Raw genomic sequence first — 16,216 nt, forward strand, 5'->3', positions numbered from 1 at the left:
TGTGGGAGCGAGCCTGCTCGCGAAAGCTATCTAACCAGCAACGCCGATTTCAGCGCTTGTCGATCTTGTCCGGCAATGGCGCAAACAGCGCTTCAATATCGTCGCTCTGCAGCTTCCAGTCCCCGGCCTTGCGCCCGTCCAGCACGCCCGCCGCCAAGTCGGACTTTTCCTTCTGCAGGTGCTGAATTTTTTCTTCCACCGTGCCCCGGGCAATCATCTTGTAAACGAACACCGGTTTTTCCTGGCCGATCCGGTACGCCCGGTCAGTCGCCTGATTCTCGGTCGCGGGGTTCCACCACGGGTCGTAATGAATCACCGTATCCGCTTCGGTCAGGTTCAAACCCACACCGCCAGCCTTCAGGCTGATCAGAAAGATCTGACGCTTGCCGCCCTGGAATTCCTTCACGGGTGTGCGCCGGTCACGGGTCTGGCCGGTCAGCAAGGCATAGGCGATTTTGCGCTTTTTCAGCTCTTCCTCGATCAGTGCCAACATCGACGTGAATTGGGAAAACAGCAAGATCCGGCGGCCTTCTTCGAACAGCTCTTCGAGCATTTCCATCAGGCTGTCGAGCTTGCCCGAGGTGCTGCCGCGAGCCGGCAGGGTCGCGTCGTTGACCAGGCGCAAATCGCAGCAGACCTGGCGCAGCTTGAGCAGCGCTTCGAGGATGATGATCTGGCTGCGCGCCACCCCTTTGCGGGTGATCTCGTCGCGGACCTTCTTGTCCATGGCCAGACGCATGGTTTCGTAGACATCGCGTTGCGCTTCGTTGAGTTCGACCCAGTGGATGATCTCGGTCTTGGGCGGCAGTTCGGTGGCGACCTGCTCTTTGGTACGGCGCAGCAGAAACGGTTTGATCCGACCGTTGAGATGCTGAAGCCTGACTTCGCTACCGCGCTTCTCGATCGGAACGCGGTAATCGGCGTTGAAACTTTTGACATCGCCGAGCCAGCCCGGCAGCAAAAAGTGAAACAGCGACCACAGCTCGCCCAAGTGGTTTTCCAGTGGCGTACCGCTCAGGCACAGGCGCTGGCGCGCGTTCAATTCACGAGCGGCCTGGGCCGCTTTGCTGTTCGGGTTCTTGATGTATTGCGCTTCGTCCAGCACCAGCACGTGCAGCGGTTGTTGCGCCAGACGCTCGACATCCTTGGGCAGCAGCGCGTAAGTCGTCAGGATCAGGTCGTAATCGGCCAAATGCTCGAAGTGCTTTTTACGGGTGGCGCCATACAGCGCCAAAACCCTGAGCTGCGGCGTAAAGTGCGCCGCTTCATCGAGCCAGTTGGGGATCAGGCTGGTCGGCATCACCACCATGCAAGGACGATCCAGGCGACCGGCGTTTTTCTCGCTGAGAATATGTGCCAGGGTCTGTAGGGTTTTACCCAGGCCCATGTCGTCCGCGAGAATCCCGCCGACTTCCAGTTGCCGCAGTGATTGCATCCAGCTCAAACCGTCGAGCTGGTACGGACGCAGCGTCGCATTTAAACCTTCCGGCGCTTGGGCGTTGAAATCACGTATGTCGCGCAGACGTTGCGCAAATGTGCGGATCTGCTCGCCGCCTTCCCAGAGCAGAGGGATGCCTTCCAGCGAGTTGAGGCGGGTGGCGTCAGCCTTGCTCAGGCGCAGGGTGGTTTCGCCGGGCTCTTGCAAGTAGAACTCGCCAAGCGTGGTCAGCACCGGCTTCAAGCGGCCGAGCGGCAAAGCCACCTGAAGCGGGCCCTGCTCGCTGTTGCGTTGCGGAATGTTGACCAGAATCAGCTCATCATCACGGCGGCGCGCAAGGCGTTCCGGGTTTAGAATTTCGGTGTGCGAGCGCATCAGGTTGAGCAGGATCGGCAGCAGGCTGAGGCGTTCGCCGTTGACGATGATGCCCAGCTCCAGATCGAACCAGTCGCGTTCCGGCGCCTGCTCGACCGTGGCGTACCAGTCGTCCACGGCGGTCAGGTCGAAACCGAATTCCTCGTCGATCTGCAATTCCCAGCCTTGCGTACGGAGCTTGGGCAGATCATTGAGCGTGAAGGTCAGCCAGGCACTGTCATTGACCATCTCGTACAGCTCGCCAGCGCTTTCCGGCAGCGCTTTGCTTTGTCGTGTGGCGATACGAAAACCGAGGATTCGTAGCTGCTCGCGGTAGGACTGTTCGATGTCCGGATGACGTTTTATCCGCAGGGTCTGGGTTTCCTGGCGGATAAGAATGTCGCTGTTCTTCTGCCCGCTGACATATTCATCCAGATAACTGAACGACAGCGCCGCTCGGTGCTGAATGTAGCGCTGCATCTTGCCGTTGCGCGGTTCGAAGGCGCTGAACTCGACACTCGCCAGCCATAGGCGGGGCATCGGTTGCACATTGTCCACCAGCACTTGCGGCGGCGCTTTCGGGCCGCGGTTTTCCAGTACGGCCTGAAGTTTTTCCAGCAGCTCGGCATCTTGCGCGGCAGCGGGATACTCCAGCGTTTCCTGGATTTTCAGCAGCACGGCGGCGCAGTGTTTGCAGTTGCTGCGCACCGGGCAGGTGCAGGTGGCGTCGACCAGCAACAGAGTGGCTTTGGCTGATTCGCGCAGATGAATGGTCTGCCGATAGACGCTGCCGCCAGAGCCTTCGCAACTGGCGGTGATGGTCGCATCGCCGACCTGGGCGATGCGCACCCGATTCTCCAAAGCGTAGCGGCGGCCGCGCTCCAGGCTCTGCTCTTTGAATCGGCTGACCCACGAGGGGGCCAGCGGTTTGCTCAGGGGCGGGGACATAAGGACTTCGATCAGTCCGGAACGACTTCAGGCGCTTCCCGTGGGGCTGGGGCCGTCAGGGAAGTGATCTTGATAAGCAGGGCCAGGTGGCCGTTGTCGAGGTAGTTGAGCTGGCCGTTCTTGGTGTGGCTGTCCTGACGCAGGCGCTCGCTGGCGGTGACCAGACCATTGGCGTCGATTTGATTGACCCAGAAGTCGGCAGTCACGTCGGTGAAGCGGCCGAGTTTCATTTCCAGCGTGCCCTCGATGGGGAACTGGCCGAACTGCTCCTGGCCGTCGCTGACGGCGACTTTCGCCGGTGCTTCGCCCAAGGTCTGTTGCCAGGCTTTGTGCATCAGCACGGTGTACTCGCCGCTGGCGGTGAGTTTGGTGACCACATCATTCAGCGCTGGCGTGCGCTGGCTGTCGTCGGCCAGACGTTGGGCGCCCGCCGCCCAGTCTTCCGGCGCGGCGCGGCTGATGATGGCCGGCACGGCATTCTGGCGCACCAGAATCATTTCGACCTGATACGTATCATCGGCAAACGCCGTCGGTGCTACTAAAGTGAGTAGCAAAGTCAGAGAGCGGAACAGGCGCATTGGGCGTCCTTCAAGCGGATTTCGGGATGAGGCGCTCAAACAGCGCCTCCACAGTATTAAAGCGTTCTTCCGGGCGCTCCATCGGCACCTGGAATTTGAACATCGTCGCGCCTTCGAATTTGTAGCGTTTGGGCTGCGTCTGGATCAGCTTGATCAGGGTCATCGGGTCGACCGGCGTCTGGGCTTCGAACTCGATGCGCCCGCCCTGCGGCCCGCCATCGACTTTCTTGATGCCAAGTTTTTCCGCCTGCAATTTCAACGCGGTGATGCGTACCAGATTCTTTGTCGGCTCCGGCAACAGGCCGAAGCGGTCGATCATCTCGACCTGCAGATCCTTGAGCCCTTCTTCGTCGGTCGCGGACGCGATGCGTTTATACAGAATCAGGCGTGCATGCACATCGGGCAGATAATCTTCTGGAATCAGCGCGGGCACGCGCAAATTGACCTCCGGCCCACCGCCAAGCGGTTGATCGAGGTTCGGCTGTTCGCCCTTGCGAATCGACTTCACTGCGCGCTCGAGCATTTCCATGTACAGCGTGAAACCCACTGCCTGAATCTGCCCGCTCTGACCATCGCCCAGCAGTTCGCCGGCGCCGCGGATTTCCAGGTCGTTGGTGGCCAGCACGAAGCCGGCGCCAAGATCCTGAGTATTGGCGATCGCCTCCAGGCGCTTTTCCGCGTCCGAGGTAATCTGCTGGCGCGGCGGCGTCAGCAGGTAGGCGTAGGCCTGGTGATGACTGCGACCGACCCGGCCGCGCAACTGGTGCAGTTGCGCCAGACCGAACTTGTCGGCGCGCTCGATGATGATGGTGTTGGCGCTCGGCACGTCGATGCCGGTCTCGATGATGGTCGAGGCGATCAGCACGTTGAAGCGCTTGTGATAAAAGTCGCTCATCACTTGTTCGAGTTCGCGCTCGCGCATCTGCCCGTGGCCGATGCCGATGCGTGCTTCGGGCACCAGTTCGGCGAGGTCGGCGGCGCATTTCTCGATGGTCTTCACATCGTTGTGCAGATAATAAACCTGACCGCCACGCAGCAGTTCGCGCAGCAGGGCCTCTTTGACCGTGCTCTTGTTCTGTTCCATGACGAAGGTGCGCACCGACAGGCGTCGCGCCGGTGGCGTGGCGATGATCGACAGGTCGCGCATGCCCGACACCGCCATGTTCAGCGTGCGCGGAATCGGCGTGGCGGTCAGGGTGAGAATGTCGACTTCACTGCGCAGGGCCTTGAGCTGTTCTTTTTGACGGACACCGAAACGGTGCTCTTCGTCGATGATCACCAGGCCCAGGTTTTTGATCTTGACGTCGTCGGACAGCAGCTTGTGCGTGCCGATCACGATGTCGATCTTGCCCTCCGCCAGATCGGCGATCGCCGCATTCACTTCCTTGGCCGATTTGAAGCGGCTCATCACTTCCACAGTCACTGGCCAGTCCGCGAAGCGGTCGCGGAAGCTGTTGTAATGCTGCTGGGCGAGCAGGGTGGTCGGCACCAGAATCGCCACCTGACGACCGCCATGCACGGCGATGAACGCGGCGCGCATGGCCACTTCGGTCTTGCCGAAACCGACGTCGCCGCAGACCAGCCGGTCCATCGGTTTCGGCGCGAGCATGTCCTCGCGCACGGCTTCGATGGTCGATTGCTGGTCTGGCGTTTCTTCGAACGGGAACCCGGCGCTGAATGTCGCATAGTCGGCTTTGGGGTCAGCGAATGCGTAACCTTCGCGAGCGGCACGACGGGCATAGATGTCGAGCAATTCGGCGGCAACGTCGCGAACCTGTTCGGCGGCCTTGCGCTTGGCTTTTTGCCAGGTTTCGGAGCCGAGGCGATGCAGCGGAGCTAGGGAATCGTCGCTGCCGGTGTAGCGCGCAATCAGATGCAGGTTCGCGACCGGCACGTAGAGCTTGGCGTTCTCGGCGTATTCGAGGGTGAGGAATTCGGCGGCCTGGTTGTCGATTTCCAGAATCGTCAGGCCCAGGTAACGGCCGACGCCGTGATCGATGTGCACCACCGGCGCGCCTTCGCGCAGCTCGGTGAGATTCTTGATCACCGCGTCGCTGCTGACGTCACTGCGCTTCTCGCGACGGCGACGCTGCATGACTCGTTGGCCGAACAGCGGGCTTTCGGCGATCAGCGCCAGCGCTGGGTCGTCGAGCACCAAGCCTTCGTCGAGCGGCGCGATGGTGATCGCCAGGCGATCCTTGCTGGCGACGAAGTCCGGCCAGCTGTCGACGGTTTTCGGGCGCAGCTTCAGGCGTTCAAGCAGCTCCAGCAAAACCTCGCGACGGCCCGCCGATTCGGCGGTAAACAGCACGCGACCGGGGAACTCTTCGAGGAAGCCTGCCAGCGCCGCCAGCGGCTGCGTAGCCTTGGCTTCAATCGCCAGATCCGGCAAGGCGTGCGCCGGGAAGCGTTCGCGACCGACGCCACTTTCAACGTCCTGCTGACTGGCGACGACGCGTGGCCAGTTCTTCAGGCGCGCAAAGCAGTCTTCCACCGGCAGGAACAGTTCGGCAGGTGGTAATAAAGGGCGAGAGGGATCGACGCGGCGTTCTTCATAACGATTGCGCACGTCATTCCAGAAGTTCTCTGCCGCCTGTTCGATGCCCGGTAGCGAGAACACCTGGGTGTCCTGAGGCAAGTAGTCGAACAGGGTCGAGGTTTCGTCGAAGAACAGCGGCAGGTAGTACTCGATACCGGCCGGGGTGATGCCACTGCTCAAATCCTGGAAGATCGGGCAGCGACGGAAATCGACGTCAAAACGCTCGCGGAACCGTGCCTTGAAACGGGTGACCGCGTCTTTCTGCAGCGGAAACTCGCGGGCCGGCAGCAGTTTGACCGAGTCAACCTTGTCGATCGAGCGCTGGGTTTCCGGGTCGAAGGTGCGCAAGGTTTCTATTTCATCATCGAACAGGTCGATGCGATAAGGCAGTTTGCTGCCCATCGGAAACAGGTCGATCAGTGCGCCGCGTACGGTGAACTCGCCGTGCTCGTAGACCGTATCGACATAGCGATAGCCGCTGGCCTCAAGCCGGGCGCGCATTTGTTCGACGTCGAGCTTCTGGCCGATGTCCAGCACAAGGCTGCTGCCAAGCAGGAATTTGGTCGGCGCGAGTCGATGCAGGGCGGTGGTGATCGGCACCACCAGCACACCGTGGGCCAGCTCCGGCAGCCGATAAAGGCTGGCAATGCGTTGGGAAATGATGTCCTGGTGCGGCGAGAACAGATCGTAGGGCAGCGTTTCCCAGTCGGGGAAATGCAGAACGGGCAAATCCGGGGCGAAGAAACTCAGCTCCTGTTCCAGCCGTTCGGCGCTTTGGCTGTCGGCAGTCAGCAGCAGGGTGAAGCGCTTGGCAGCGCTGGCAGCCTCGGCAATCGCCAGGCTGAGGGCAGCACCGGGCAGATTGCCCCAATGCTGTTTACCTGCCTCGGCAGGGAGTAGCGGTAGACGCAGAACAGGCACGGAAGGTTGAGCTCCAGGCGTTGCGACAAAGTCGGTAATTGTAGCGGCCTCCGGTGCCGCCTGTCAGTTGCAGACTACGTCTATCTTTGTCGTTTGGACGAAATGTAGTGGTAACCATAAAAACGAGCACTTTTTTCAGGGTTATGTAGTGCCAAATCGAGACGGTGTTTCGGAGGGTTACAGACATCGTCTAACAGTCGTCGAAAAATTGACTGCGCTGAAAGCCCCGGTTTTATTGGGCTGGAGAGAGGCGTAAATTTTTTGAACGGGATTTTGTTACCGATTGCGCGACAAGCGCGCATTGCTGAAAGAGGTTGTGGGCGGCATAATGTAGCCCCTTTTTTCTGCCCCTACATGTGGAAGGTTACCGTGACTCAGAAGCCCGACCAGTGTCTTGGTGAATGGATCGACCGTGAAGCACTCGCAGAAGCGATGATCCCGCTTATCGGTCAGCTCTACCGCAATAACAACGTGGTGAGCTCGATCTATGGCCGCAGCCTGATCAACCAGTCTGTCATCGCGATTCTCAAAGCTCACCGCTTTGCTCGCCACCGTTCTTCCGACGACAGCGAACTCTCCGTCCACGAAACATTCCCACTGCTCAAGGCCATGAGCGAGCTCAAGCTCGGCGCGGCGTCGGTGGACCTGGGCAAGCTGGCGTTCAAATTCCGCAACGAAGGCAACGGCCGCAGCGCCGAGCAGTTCGTGCGTGAGGAAATGGCTGACGTGGTTGGCCAACAGAACGCCTCGGCCCGCAAAGGCACCGACGTTGTGCTGTACGGCTTCGGTCGTATCGGCCGTCTGCTGGCGCGCATCCTGATCGAGAAAACCGGTGGTGGCGACGGCCTGCGTCTACGCGCCATCGTTGTGCGCAAGGGCGCCGAAAACGATCTGACCAAACGCGCCAGCCTGCTGCGTCGCGACTCGGTGCATGGTTCGTTCAACGGCACCATCACTATCGACGAAGAAAACAACACCATCACCGCCAACGGTAACCTGATCCAGGTGATCTACGCGAAGAACCCGACTGAGGTGGATTACACCCAGTACGGCATCAAAGACGCACTGCTGGTGGACAACACCGGTGTATGGCGTGACGCCGATGGCCTGGGTCAGCACCTGGCATGCCCGGGTATCGACCGCGTTGTTCTGACTGCGCCTGGCAAGGGCAAGCTGAAGAACATTGTTCACGGCATCAACCACGGTGAAATTACCGCTGACGACAAGATCGTGTCCGCCGCTTCCTGCACCACCAACGCCATCGTGCCGGTGCTCAAGGCAGTCAACGACAAGTTCGGCATCATCAATGGTCACGTCGAAACCGTTCACTCGTACACCAACGACCAGAACCTGATCGACAACTTCCACAAGGGCGATCGCCGTGGCCGTAGCGCCGCGCTGAACATGGTCATCACCGAGACCGGTGCTGCCACCGCTGCTGCCAAGGCCCTGCCTGAGCTGGCCGGCAAGCTGACCGGCAACGCGATCCGCGTGCCGACGCCAAACGTGTCGATGGCCATTCTCAACCTCAACCTTGAGAAAGCCGCCACCCGTGAAGAGATGAACGAGTACCTGCGCTACATGGCGCTGCACTCCGAGCTGCACAAGCAGATCGACTTCGTCAACTCGCAGGAAGTGGTGTCCACCGACTTCGTTGGCTCGCGCCACGCCGGTGTGGTCGATGCTGAAGCGACCATCGTTCAGGACAACCGCGTTGTTCTGTACGTCTGGTACGACAACGAGTTCGGCTACAGCTGCCAGGTGGTTCGCGTGATGGAAGACATGGCTGATGTAAATCCGCCAGCGTTTCCGCGCTAAGCCTCAGGCTTGAATGAAAACGCCCCGACTGTGTCGGGGCGTTTTTCTTTGTGGTTCTTTCAGAGTTTTGTTGCCTGTACAGGCCTCTTCGCGAGCAGGCTCGCTCCCACAGGGGATTTTCTGAACGACACAGATCCAATGTGGGAGCGAGCCTGCTCGCGAAAGAGGCCTGTCAGGCGTTACCAGCCACAGCGGCATGCGCGGTGCGCAATTCATGCCGGTTGCCACGGAACAACACGAGCGTCGCAATCAACCCCAGCACCGCCGCACCACTGAGCCAAATGCCCGGTGCAGCCTTGTTGCCGAGCACATGAATCAGATACGTGCACGCCGCCGGCGTAAACCCGCCGAACGTCGCCGTCGCCAGGCTGTAGGCCAGTGAGAACCCGGTTGTACGCACCTCCACCGGCATGATTTCGGTCAGCGCCACCACCATGGCGCCGTTGTAGGAGCCGTAGAGGAATGACAGCCACAGTTCGACAATCAGCAAATGGCTGAAGCTCGGGTTCGCCACCAGCCACGACAGCGCCGGATAAGCCGTCAGAATCGCCAGAATAGTCGCCGCCAGCAGCAAGGGTTTTCGTCCGACTTTGTCAGACACGGCGCCCATCACCGGCAGCCAGAAGAAGTTCGACAAGCCGATGCACACGGTTACCAGCAATGCATCGAGGTCAGACAGATGCAACTCGGCCTTGCCGAACGTCGGGGTGTAAGCGGTGATCAGGTAGAACGACACCGTGGTCATCACCACCAGCGCCATGCCGGCGATGACGATGCCGAAGTTCTGGCCGATCGAGCGGATGATTTTCCGTAGGGTAGGGCGGTGGGTACGCGCCTGGAACTCCGGGGTTTCCTCCAGGGAGCGGCGGATGAAGAAAATCACCGGCACGATCATGCAGCCAATCAGGAACGGCACGCGCCAGCCCCATTCGCCCATTTGTTCCGCGCTTAGCCAATGGTTGAGGCCGACGCCGAGCAAACCGGCGAACACCACCGCCGCCTGTTGGCTGGCCGACTGCCAACTGACGAAAAAGCCTTTGCGTCCAGGTGTAGAGATTTCCGCCAGATAAACCGAGACGCCGCCCAGTTCCACGCCCGCCGAGAAGCCTTGCAGCAGACGTCCGAACAACACCAGCAGCGGTGCCGCCACCCCGAGCGTCGCGTAGCCTGGCACGCAGGCGATCAGCACGGTGCCGGCGGCCATCATCGCCAGGGTGATGATCAGGCCTTTGCGCCGACCGTGGCGGTCAATGTAGGCGCCGAGGAAGATCGCCCCGAGCGGGCGCATCAGGAAGCCGGCGCCGAACGTGGCCAGCGACAGCATCAGCGAGGCGAACGCGCTGTCGGCAGGGAAGAATGTTCTGGCGATGGCTGTGGCGTAGAAGCCGTAGACCATGAAGTCGAACATTTCGAGGAAGTTGCCGCTGACAACGCGAAAGATCGCTTTGCCTTTGCCCGTGGTCGAGGACATGGTCGGTTACTCACTGTTTCAATTTTTTAAAAGACATGCAGCCGTGCGGGAGCAAGCGGGCGCTGTAGTTCATAATGGCCGCCGCGGTTTTGCGGGGAGATGAAGAATTGTTAACTGGACGCTGGTGGGGGCTTGTGATGCTGGCGGCGCTGTGCGCCGGCTGTGGCAACGGCGATTCCATGGAAAGCATCGGCGGTCCGACGATGGGCAGTACCTGGTCGGTCAAGTACGTGCGCCATGCCGGCCTGGCCGATCCTGCGCAAGTGCGTGGCGAGGTGGAAGGTATCCTCGGCGAAGTCGATCGGCAGATGTCGACCTACCGCAGTGACTCCGATATTGAACGCTTCAATGCGTTGCCCGCCGACAGCTGCCAGACCCTGCCGGCAGCGGTGCTCAATTTGATCCGGGTCGGCGAACAGCTTTCAATCCAGAGCGAAGGTTCCTACGACCTCACCGTGGAGCCGCTGATGAATCTCTGGGGTTTTGGTCCGCAAGGGCGTGAAGAAACAGTTCCTGATCCAGCAGCCCTGGCCGAAGTCATGCAGCGGGTCGGCCACCAGCATCTGCGCATCGAGGGCGAGCGGTTGTGCAAGGACGCTGCCGTCGAGGTCGATTTCAACAGCATTGCCGCCGGTTACGCCGTGGATGCCATCGCTATCAGACTGCAAGCCATGGGGATCGACAATTACCTGGTCGAAGCCACGGGCGAACTGAAAGCCAACGGTAAAAAGCTCAACGGCTCGCCATGGCGCATAGCCCTCGAGGAGCCTCGCGATGACCGGCAAGTGGCCGAGCGCATCATTGATGTCGATGGCTACGGCGTATCCACCTCCGGCGATTACCGCAGCTATTTTCTGCAGGACGGTCGGCGTTATTCCCACACCTTGGATGCACGTAGCGGGCGACCGGTCCTACACGAGCTGGCGTCAGTCACGGTGATTCATCCTTCAGCGCTGATGGCCGATGGACTATCGACGCTGTTGCTGATTCTCGGGCCGGAAAAGGCGCGGGACTATGCCCAAAAAAATGACATTGCTGCATTCTTTGTCTTGCGTGCCGATACAGGTTTCGTCACCGGTACCAGTCAAGCGTTCGAGCAGCTTATGGCAGCAAAAAACTGAGCGCAGACAAGACGAAAGCTGGCGTTGTAGTGCAGGCAAAAGTAGCCTACGACGCGACCAAGGGTTAATGTGCGCGGCATTGACGCTTCTATAGACTGTGTCCGGGTTCTTTACTGGCCCCCAATTGTTCCTTCGCGCCGCCGTTCGGCGTGATTTAGCCGCCGGTGCTGCTGGCACTGCGGCCTGTTCTGAGGAGTACGCATGGCTGTCTACAACTACGACGTGGTGGTGCTGGGTTCCGGCCCGGCGGGAGAAGGCGCGGCAATGAACGCCGCCAAAGCAGGGCGCAAGGTCGCGATGGTCGACAGCCGTCGTCAGGTCGGCGGCAACAGCACCCACCTCGGCACTATCCCGTCCAAGGCATTGCGTCACTCGGTGCGGCAGATCATGCAATTCAACACCAATCCGATGTTCCGCGCGATCGGCGAGCCGCGCTGGTTCTCCTTCCCGGACGTATTGAAGAGCGCCGAAAAAGTCATTTCCAAACAAGTCGCTTCGCGCACCGGCTACTACGCCCGTAACCGCGTCGACGTGTTCTTCGGCACCGGCAGCTTCGCCGATGAGCAAACCATTGAAGTGGTCTGTGGCAACGGCGTGGTCGAGAAACTGGTGGCCAAGCACATCATTATCGCCACCGGTTCGCGCCCGTATCGTCCGGCCGACATCGATTTTCACCACCCGCGTATCTACGATAGCGACACCATCCTCAGCCTCGGCCACACCCCGCGCAAACTGATCGTTTACGGCGCCGGCGTGATCGGCTGTGAATACGCTTCGATCTTCAGTGGTCTGGGTGTGCTGGTCGAACTGGTGGACAACCGCGGTCAGTTGCTGAGCTTCCTCGACTCGGAAATCTCCCAGGCGTTGAGCTACCACTTCAGCAACAACAACATCACGGTGCGCCACAACGAAGACTACGACCGCGTCGAAGGCGTGGACAACGGTGTGATCCTGCATTTGAAATCCGGCAAGAAGATCAAGGCCGACGCCTTGCTCTGGTGCAATGGCCGTACCGGCAATACCGATAAGCTGGGGCTGGAGAATATCGGCGTCAAGGTCAACAGCCGTGGCCAGATCGAAGTCGACCAGAGCTACCGCACCTGTGTCGAAAACATCTACGGTGCCGGTGACGTGATCGGCTGGCCGAGCCTTGCCAGTGCCGCACACGACCAGGGTCGTTCGGCCGCCGGCAGCATCGTCGACAATGGCAGCTGGCGTTTCGTCAACGACGTGCCGACCGGCATTTACACCATTCCCGAGATCAGCTCGATCGGCAAGAACGAGCAGGAGCTGACCCAGGCCAAGGTGCCATACGAAGTGGGCAAGGCATTCTTCAAGAGCATGGCGAGGGCGCAGATCGCCGGCGAGCCGCAAGGCATGCTGAAGATCCTGTTCCACCGCGAAACCCTGGAAGTACTGGGCGTGCACTGCTTCGGTTATCAGGCGTCCGAGATCGTCCACATCGGTCAGGCGATCATGAACCAGCCAGGCGAACTGAACACCCTGAAGTATTTCGTCAACACGACGTTCAACTACCCGACCATGGCCGAAGCCTACCGGGTAGCCGCGTACGACGGCCTCAACCGGCTTTTTTGACGGGCTCCGGCCGGTGGCCTGAGCCGGCCGGGGAGACCGATTTCAGCAATTCTCAAGGGTGGCAGTGGCCAAACCGGGAAAGTCTGTAATCAGGCTGTCAACGCCGAAGTCGGCGAGTCTGCGCATCAGCGCAGGCTCGTTGACGGTCCACACCGACACGTGCAGGCCCTGACGCTGCGCCTTCTGCAGGCGTTCCGGCGTACACAGCGTCCAGTTCAACGCAAGAATCTCACAGCCATAGCTGGCCGCAACCTTCAGCGGATCGAGCCAAGCGTACTCGGCCACCAGGCCTCGCGACACGTCGGGCACCAGATCCACTGCCGCTTTCAGCACTTCGCGCGAACTCGAAGTGATCGTCACCTTGTCGAGCAGGCCGTGGCGCTGGGCCATTTCACGAATCGCCAGCACGGTAGTCGCAGCACGCGTGCGCGAAGCGCTTTTGACTTCCAGCTGCCAATGCTCGAAATCACACTTCTCGAACAACTCTTCCAGCGTCGGAATCGGGCACGGCTTGATCCAGCCCGGGCCACCCTTGCGCGCGTCGTAGGTCACCAGCTCTGCCGCCGTGTGTTCGACGACCTTGCCGCGCCGGTCGGTGGTGCGCTTGAGCGTCGGGTCGTGAATGACCATCAACTCGCCATCCTTGGACAGGTGCAGGTCCAGTTCGCAACGGCGCACGCCGTGCTTGAGACATTCCTGAAAACTGCTCAGGGTGTTTTCCGGTGCTTCGCCCTTGGCGCCGCGGTGGCCGTAAATGAGGGTCACGGTTCTTCCTTAATTTAAATGCCTGATTCGTTCTGCTCGCGGGCCAGACGTCGTTCCTGGGCCTGTTTCTGCAGGATATAGCGGGCTAGCAACTGGCGCTGGGCATCGGTCAGGTGTTCGAACTCGGTGCCGACGTCGTAGCCATCGCCCTTGGGATCGCAATGAGTGACGCGGGCGCGCAGCAGAAGACCGAGGGCCTGAGGCATCAGCACCAGTTTCACCGACAGGTGTGCACCGGTGGCAATCGGCGTCGGGTACTGAAAGTCGATTCCGCCTTCGGAAATGATCACTGGCTGCGGCTCGCCGATGTGGCCGAGCACGGTCAGCGCGACCACCTGGCTGAGCAGGTCGATGCGTTTGTTCTGAGATTTGAGGAACGCGGCGATGGCCCGGTCGCGCTCGCTGATCTGGCGCAACAGGTGTTGCGACTCGAATTCGCTCAGGTGCAGTTCACTGAGCAGGTTGAAGAGAGGGGAAGCATCCTGCAACACTTCCTGGCCTGCGGCTTCGGGAGCGGACAGGGGCCGAATTTCCAGTGCGATCGTGTCCTCGATACGGTAGTATTCGCGGCGATCTTCTTCATCTAATGTCGACATGGCGAACCCATGGTAGCGGCGGTGGTCTGAGTGTAAAGCTGGTTATCGACCCCCGCCACAAGGACGTTCCTTTTCCCTCCGAACAAGCCCCGACATGTTCAGACCTCTCTTCGTATTTATCGGCACGCGTTATACCCGTGCAAAGCGTCGCAATCATTTTGTGTCATTCATTTCCCTGACTTCGATGATCGGGCTCGCCCTTGGCGTGGTCGTGATGATCGTCGTGCTGTCGGTCATGAACGGCTTTGATCATGAAATGCGCACCCGCGTGCTGGGCATGGTGCCCCACGCTACTCTTGAGACCGGCGAGCCGATCAACGACTGGCAAAGCCTGGCCAGCAAGGTCAAGCAGAACCGGCAGGTGGCGGCGGTTGCGCCGTTCACCCAGATGCAGGGCCTGCTGACCAACAATGGTCAGGTGTCCAAGGTGTTGCTCAATGCCATCGACCCTGCGCTGGAACGTGATGTGTCGATCATCGACAACTTCATGAAGCAGGGCAAACTCGATGATCTGACGCCGGGCAGCTTCGGCATCGTCATCGGCGACAAGGCCGCGAAAAAGCTCGGCGTCGGCATCGGTGACAAGGTCACTTTCGTCGCTCCCGAAGTCAGCGTGACCCCGGCCGGGATGTTCCCGCGCATGAAGCGCTTCACCGTGGTCGGCATTTTCCATGTCGGCGCCGGTGAGCTCGACGGCTATCTGGGCGTCACCAACCTGCAGGATCTGGCGAAGATGCACCGCTGGAAGCCTGATCAGGTGCAGGGCTTGCGTCTGAAGTTCGACGACCTGTTCCAGGCGCCGCGCGAGGCGTGGAACATTGCTCAGCAACTTGGCGAAGACCGTTATTACGCCCGTGACTGGACCCGCACCCACGGCAACCTGTATCAGGCGATCCGTATGGAAAAAGCCATGATCGGCCTGCTCTTGCTGCTGATCGTCGCCGTGGCCGCGTTCAATATCATTTCCACATTGGTGATGGTGGTGAACGACAAGAAGGGTGATATCGCCATTCTGCGCACCCTCGGTGCGACGCCGGGTACGATCATGCGAACGTTCATGGTGCAAGGCACGGTGATCGGCGTGGTCGGCACGGCAATTGGCGCGGTGGTGGGGATTCTCGCGGCGCTTAACGTCAGCGCGGCGATTTCGGCGCTTGAAGGGCTGCTCGGTCACAAGTTCCTTAATGCTGACGTGTATTTCATTGATTATCTTCCCTCGCAGGTGCAGAGCCAGGACGTCGTCATGGTCTGCGTCGCTGCGTTGGTCCTGAGTTTCCTCGCCACCCTGTATCCCGCCTGGCGTGCCGCGCGCACCCAGCCGGCGGAGGCGTTACGTTATGAGTGAGTCGGGCATGAGTGAACAAGCAATTCTGAGCTGTCGTAACCTGGGCAAGTCCTACGAGGAAGGCCCGGAGTCGGTACAAGTGCTGGCCGGCCTGCAATTGGAGTTGCACCCGGGCGAGCGTGTGGCGATTGTTGGCAAGTCCGGATCGGGCAAAAGTACATTGCTCAACCTGCTCGGCGGCCTCGATACGCCGAGCCAGGGCAGCGTCTGGCTCGACGGTGAAGAACTCTCGGCGTTGAGCGAGAAGAAGCGTGGCCTGCTGCGCAATCGTGCCCTTGGCTTCGTTTATCAGTTTCACCACCTGCTGCCGGAATTCACTGCGCTGGAAAACGTCTGCATGCCGCTGCTGATCGGCAAGACTGCGATCCCTGAAGCCCGTCAGCGCGCCACGGCGCTGCTGGAGCGTGTCGGTCTGGGTCATCGCCTGGAACACAAACCGGCGGAACTGTCCGGCGGCGAGCGTCAGCGCGTGGCCATCGCCCGCGCCCTGGTCAACAACCCGGGCCTGGTCATGCTCGACGAGCCGACCGGCAACCTCGATCTGCACACCGCCGAAGGCATTCAGGACCTGATGCTGGAGCTGAGCACTTCGATGCGCACCGCGTTCCTGGTGGTGACGCACGACATGAACCTGGCTCGCCAGATGGATCGCGTCCTGCAGTTGCAGGAAGGCTGCCTGACCCCCATCTGACTGGCTGAAACCCGGCGCCCGTAAAGGCGTCGGGT

At 60.3% G+C, this 16,216-nt stretch carries 11 protein-coding genes; 5 read left to right on the plus strand and 6 right to left on the minus strand.

Going from position 1 to position 16,216, the window contains the following annotated elements:
* Positions 1-49: 49 nt before the first annotated feature.
* Genes HU727_RS18105 through mfd form a run of 3 tightly spaced genes read right to left on the minus strand, consistent with a single transcriptional unit; the run spans position 50 to position 6,778 of the window.
* A complete protein-coding gene (locus tag HU727_RS18105; RefSeq protein WP_186533546.1) occupies positions 50-2,740 on the minus strand; it encodes a DEAD/DEAH box helicase in 2,691 nt (896 codons plus the stop codon).
* An 11-nt stretch (positions 2,741-2,751) separates the two neighbouring features.
* Complete coding sequence (locus HU727_RS18110; RefSeq protein WP_186533545.1) at positions 2,752-3,318, minus strand: CsiV family protein; 567 nt, start codon at positions 3,316-3,318, stop codon at positions 2,752-2,754.
* Positions 3,319-3,328: 10 nt separating this feature from the next.
* Entirely contained in the window at positions 3,329-6,778 is a 3,450-nt protein-coding gene (mfd, locus tag HU727_RS18115; protein ID WP_186533544.1) for a transcription-repair coupling factor, read from the minus strand.
* Between the two features lie 354 nt (positions 6,779-7,132).
* Here mfd and HU727_RS18120 point away from each other — a divergent pair, with 354 nt between their 5' ends.
* The gene (locus tag HU727_RS18120; RefSeq protein WP_016775482.1) at positions 7,133-8,596 is read left to right on the plus strand and encodes a glyceraldehyde-3-phosphate dehydrogenase; all 1,464 of its coding nucleotides are present in this window, start codon (positions 7,133-7,135) and stop codon (positions 8,594-8,596) included.
* A gap of 172 nt (positions 8,597-8,768) precedes the next feature.
* On the opposite strand, the gene HU727_RS18125 is transcribed toward HU727_RS18120, so the two are convergent.
* A complete protein-coding gene (locus tag HU727_RS18125; RefSeq protein WP_186533543.1) occupies positions 8,769-10,067 on the minus strand; it encodes an MFS transporter in 1,299 nt (432 codons plus the stop codon).
* A gap of 74 nt (positions 10,068-10,141) precedes the next feature.
* On the opposite strand from HU727_RS18125, the gene HU727_RS18130 reads away from it, so the two are divergent.
* Positions 10,142-11,188, plus strand: coding sequence for an FAD:protein FMN transferase (locus tag HU727_RS18130; protein WP_186533542.1), 1,047 nt, complete (start codon positions 10,142-10,144; stop codon positions 11,186-11,188).
* A 201-nt stretch (positions 11,189-11,389) separates the two neighbouring features.
* On the plus strand, positions 11,390-12,784 hold the full coding sequence (gene sthA, locus HU727_RS18135; protein ID WP_186533541.1) for a Si-specific NAD(P)(+) transhydrogenase: 1,395 nt from the start codon (positions 11,390-11,392) through the stop codon (positions 12,782-12,784).
* 42 nt (positions 12,785-12,826) lie between these two features.
* Here sthA and HU727_RS18140 read toward each other — a convergent pair whose 3' ends face one another.
* Both HU727_RS18140 and HU727_RS18145 read right to left on the minus strand, forming a co-directional pair.
* Positions 12,827-13,549: a glycerophosphodiester phosphodiesterase gene (locus tag HU727_RS18140; protein WP_186533540.1), complete on the minus strand. Its 723-nt coding sequence runs from the start codon at positions 13,547-13,549 to the stop codon at positions 12,827-12,829.
* Between the two features lie 14 nt (positions 13,550-13,563).
* A complete protein-coding gene (locus tag HU727_RS18145) occupies positions 13,564-14,145 on the minus strand; it encodes a PilZ domain-containing protein (protein ID WP_186533539.1) in 582 nt (193 codons plus the stop codon).
* 94 nt (positions 14,146-14,239) lie between these two features.
* Between HU727_RS18145 and HU727_RS18150 the strand changes: the two genes are divergently transcribed.
* The gene (locus tag HU727_RS18150; RefSeq protein ID WP_186533538.1) at positions 14,240-15,490 is read left to right on the plus strand and encodes a lipoprotein-releasing ABC transporter permease subunit; all 1,251 of its coding nucleotides are present in this window, start codon (positions 14,240-14,242) and stop codon (positions 15,488-15,490) included.
* Positions 15,483-16,181 (plus strand): lipoprotein-releasing ABC transporter ATP-binding protein LolD, encoded by a 699-nt coding sequence (lolD, locus tag HU727_RS18155; RefSeq protein WP_437180423.1) that lies wholly within the window; start codon positions 15,483-15,485, stop codon positions 16,179-16,181. Before HU727_RS18150 ends, lolD begins: the two co-directional genes overlap by 8 nt.
* Positions 16,182-16,216: the final 35 nt, after the last annotated feature.

It is taken from the genome of Pseudomonas khorasanensis, from assembly GCF_014268505.2.
Classification (GTDB): Bacteria; Pseudomonadota; Gammaproteobacteria; order Pseudomonadales; family Pseudomonadaceae; genus Aquipseudomonas; species Aquipseudomonas khorasanensis.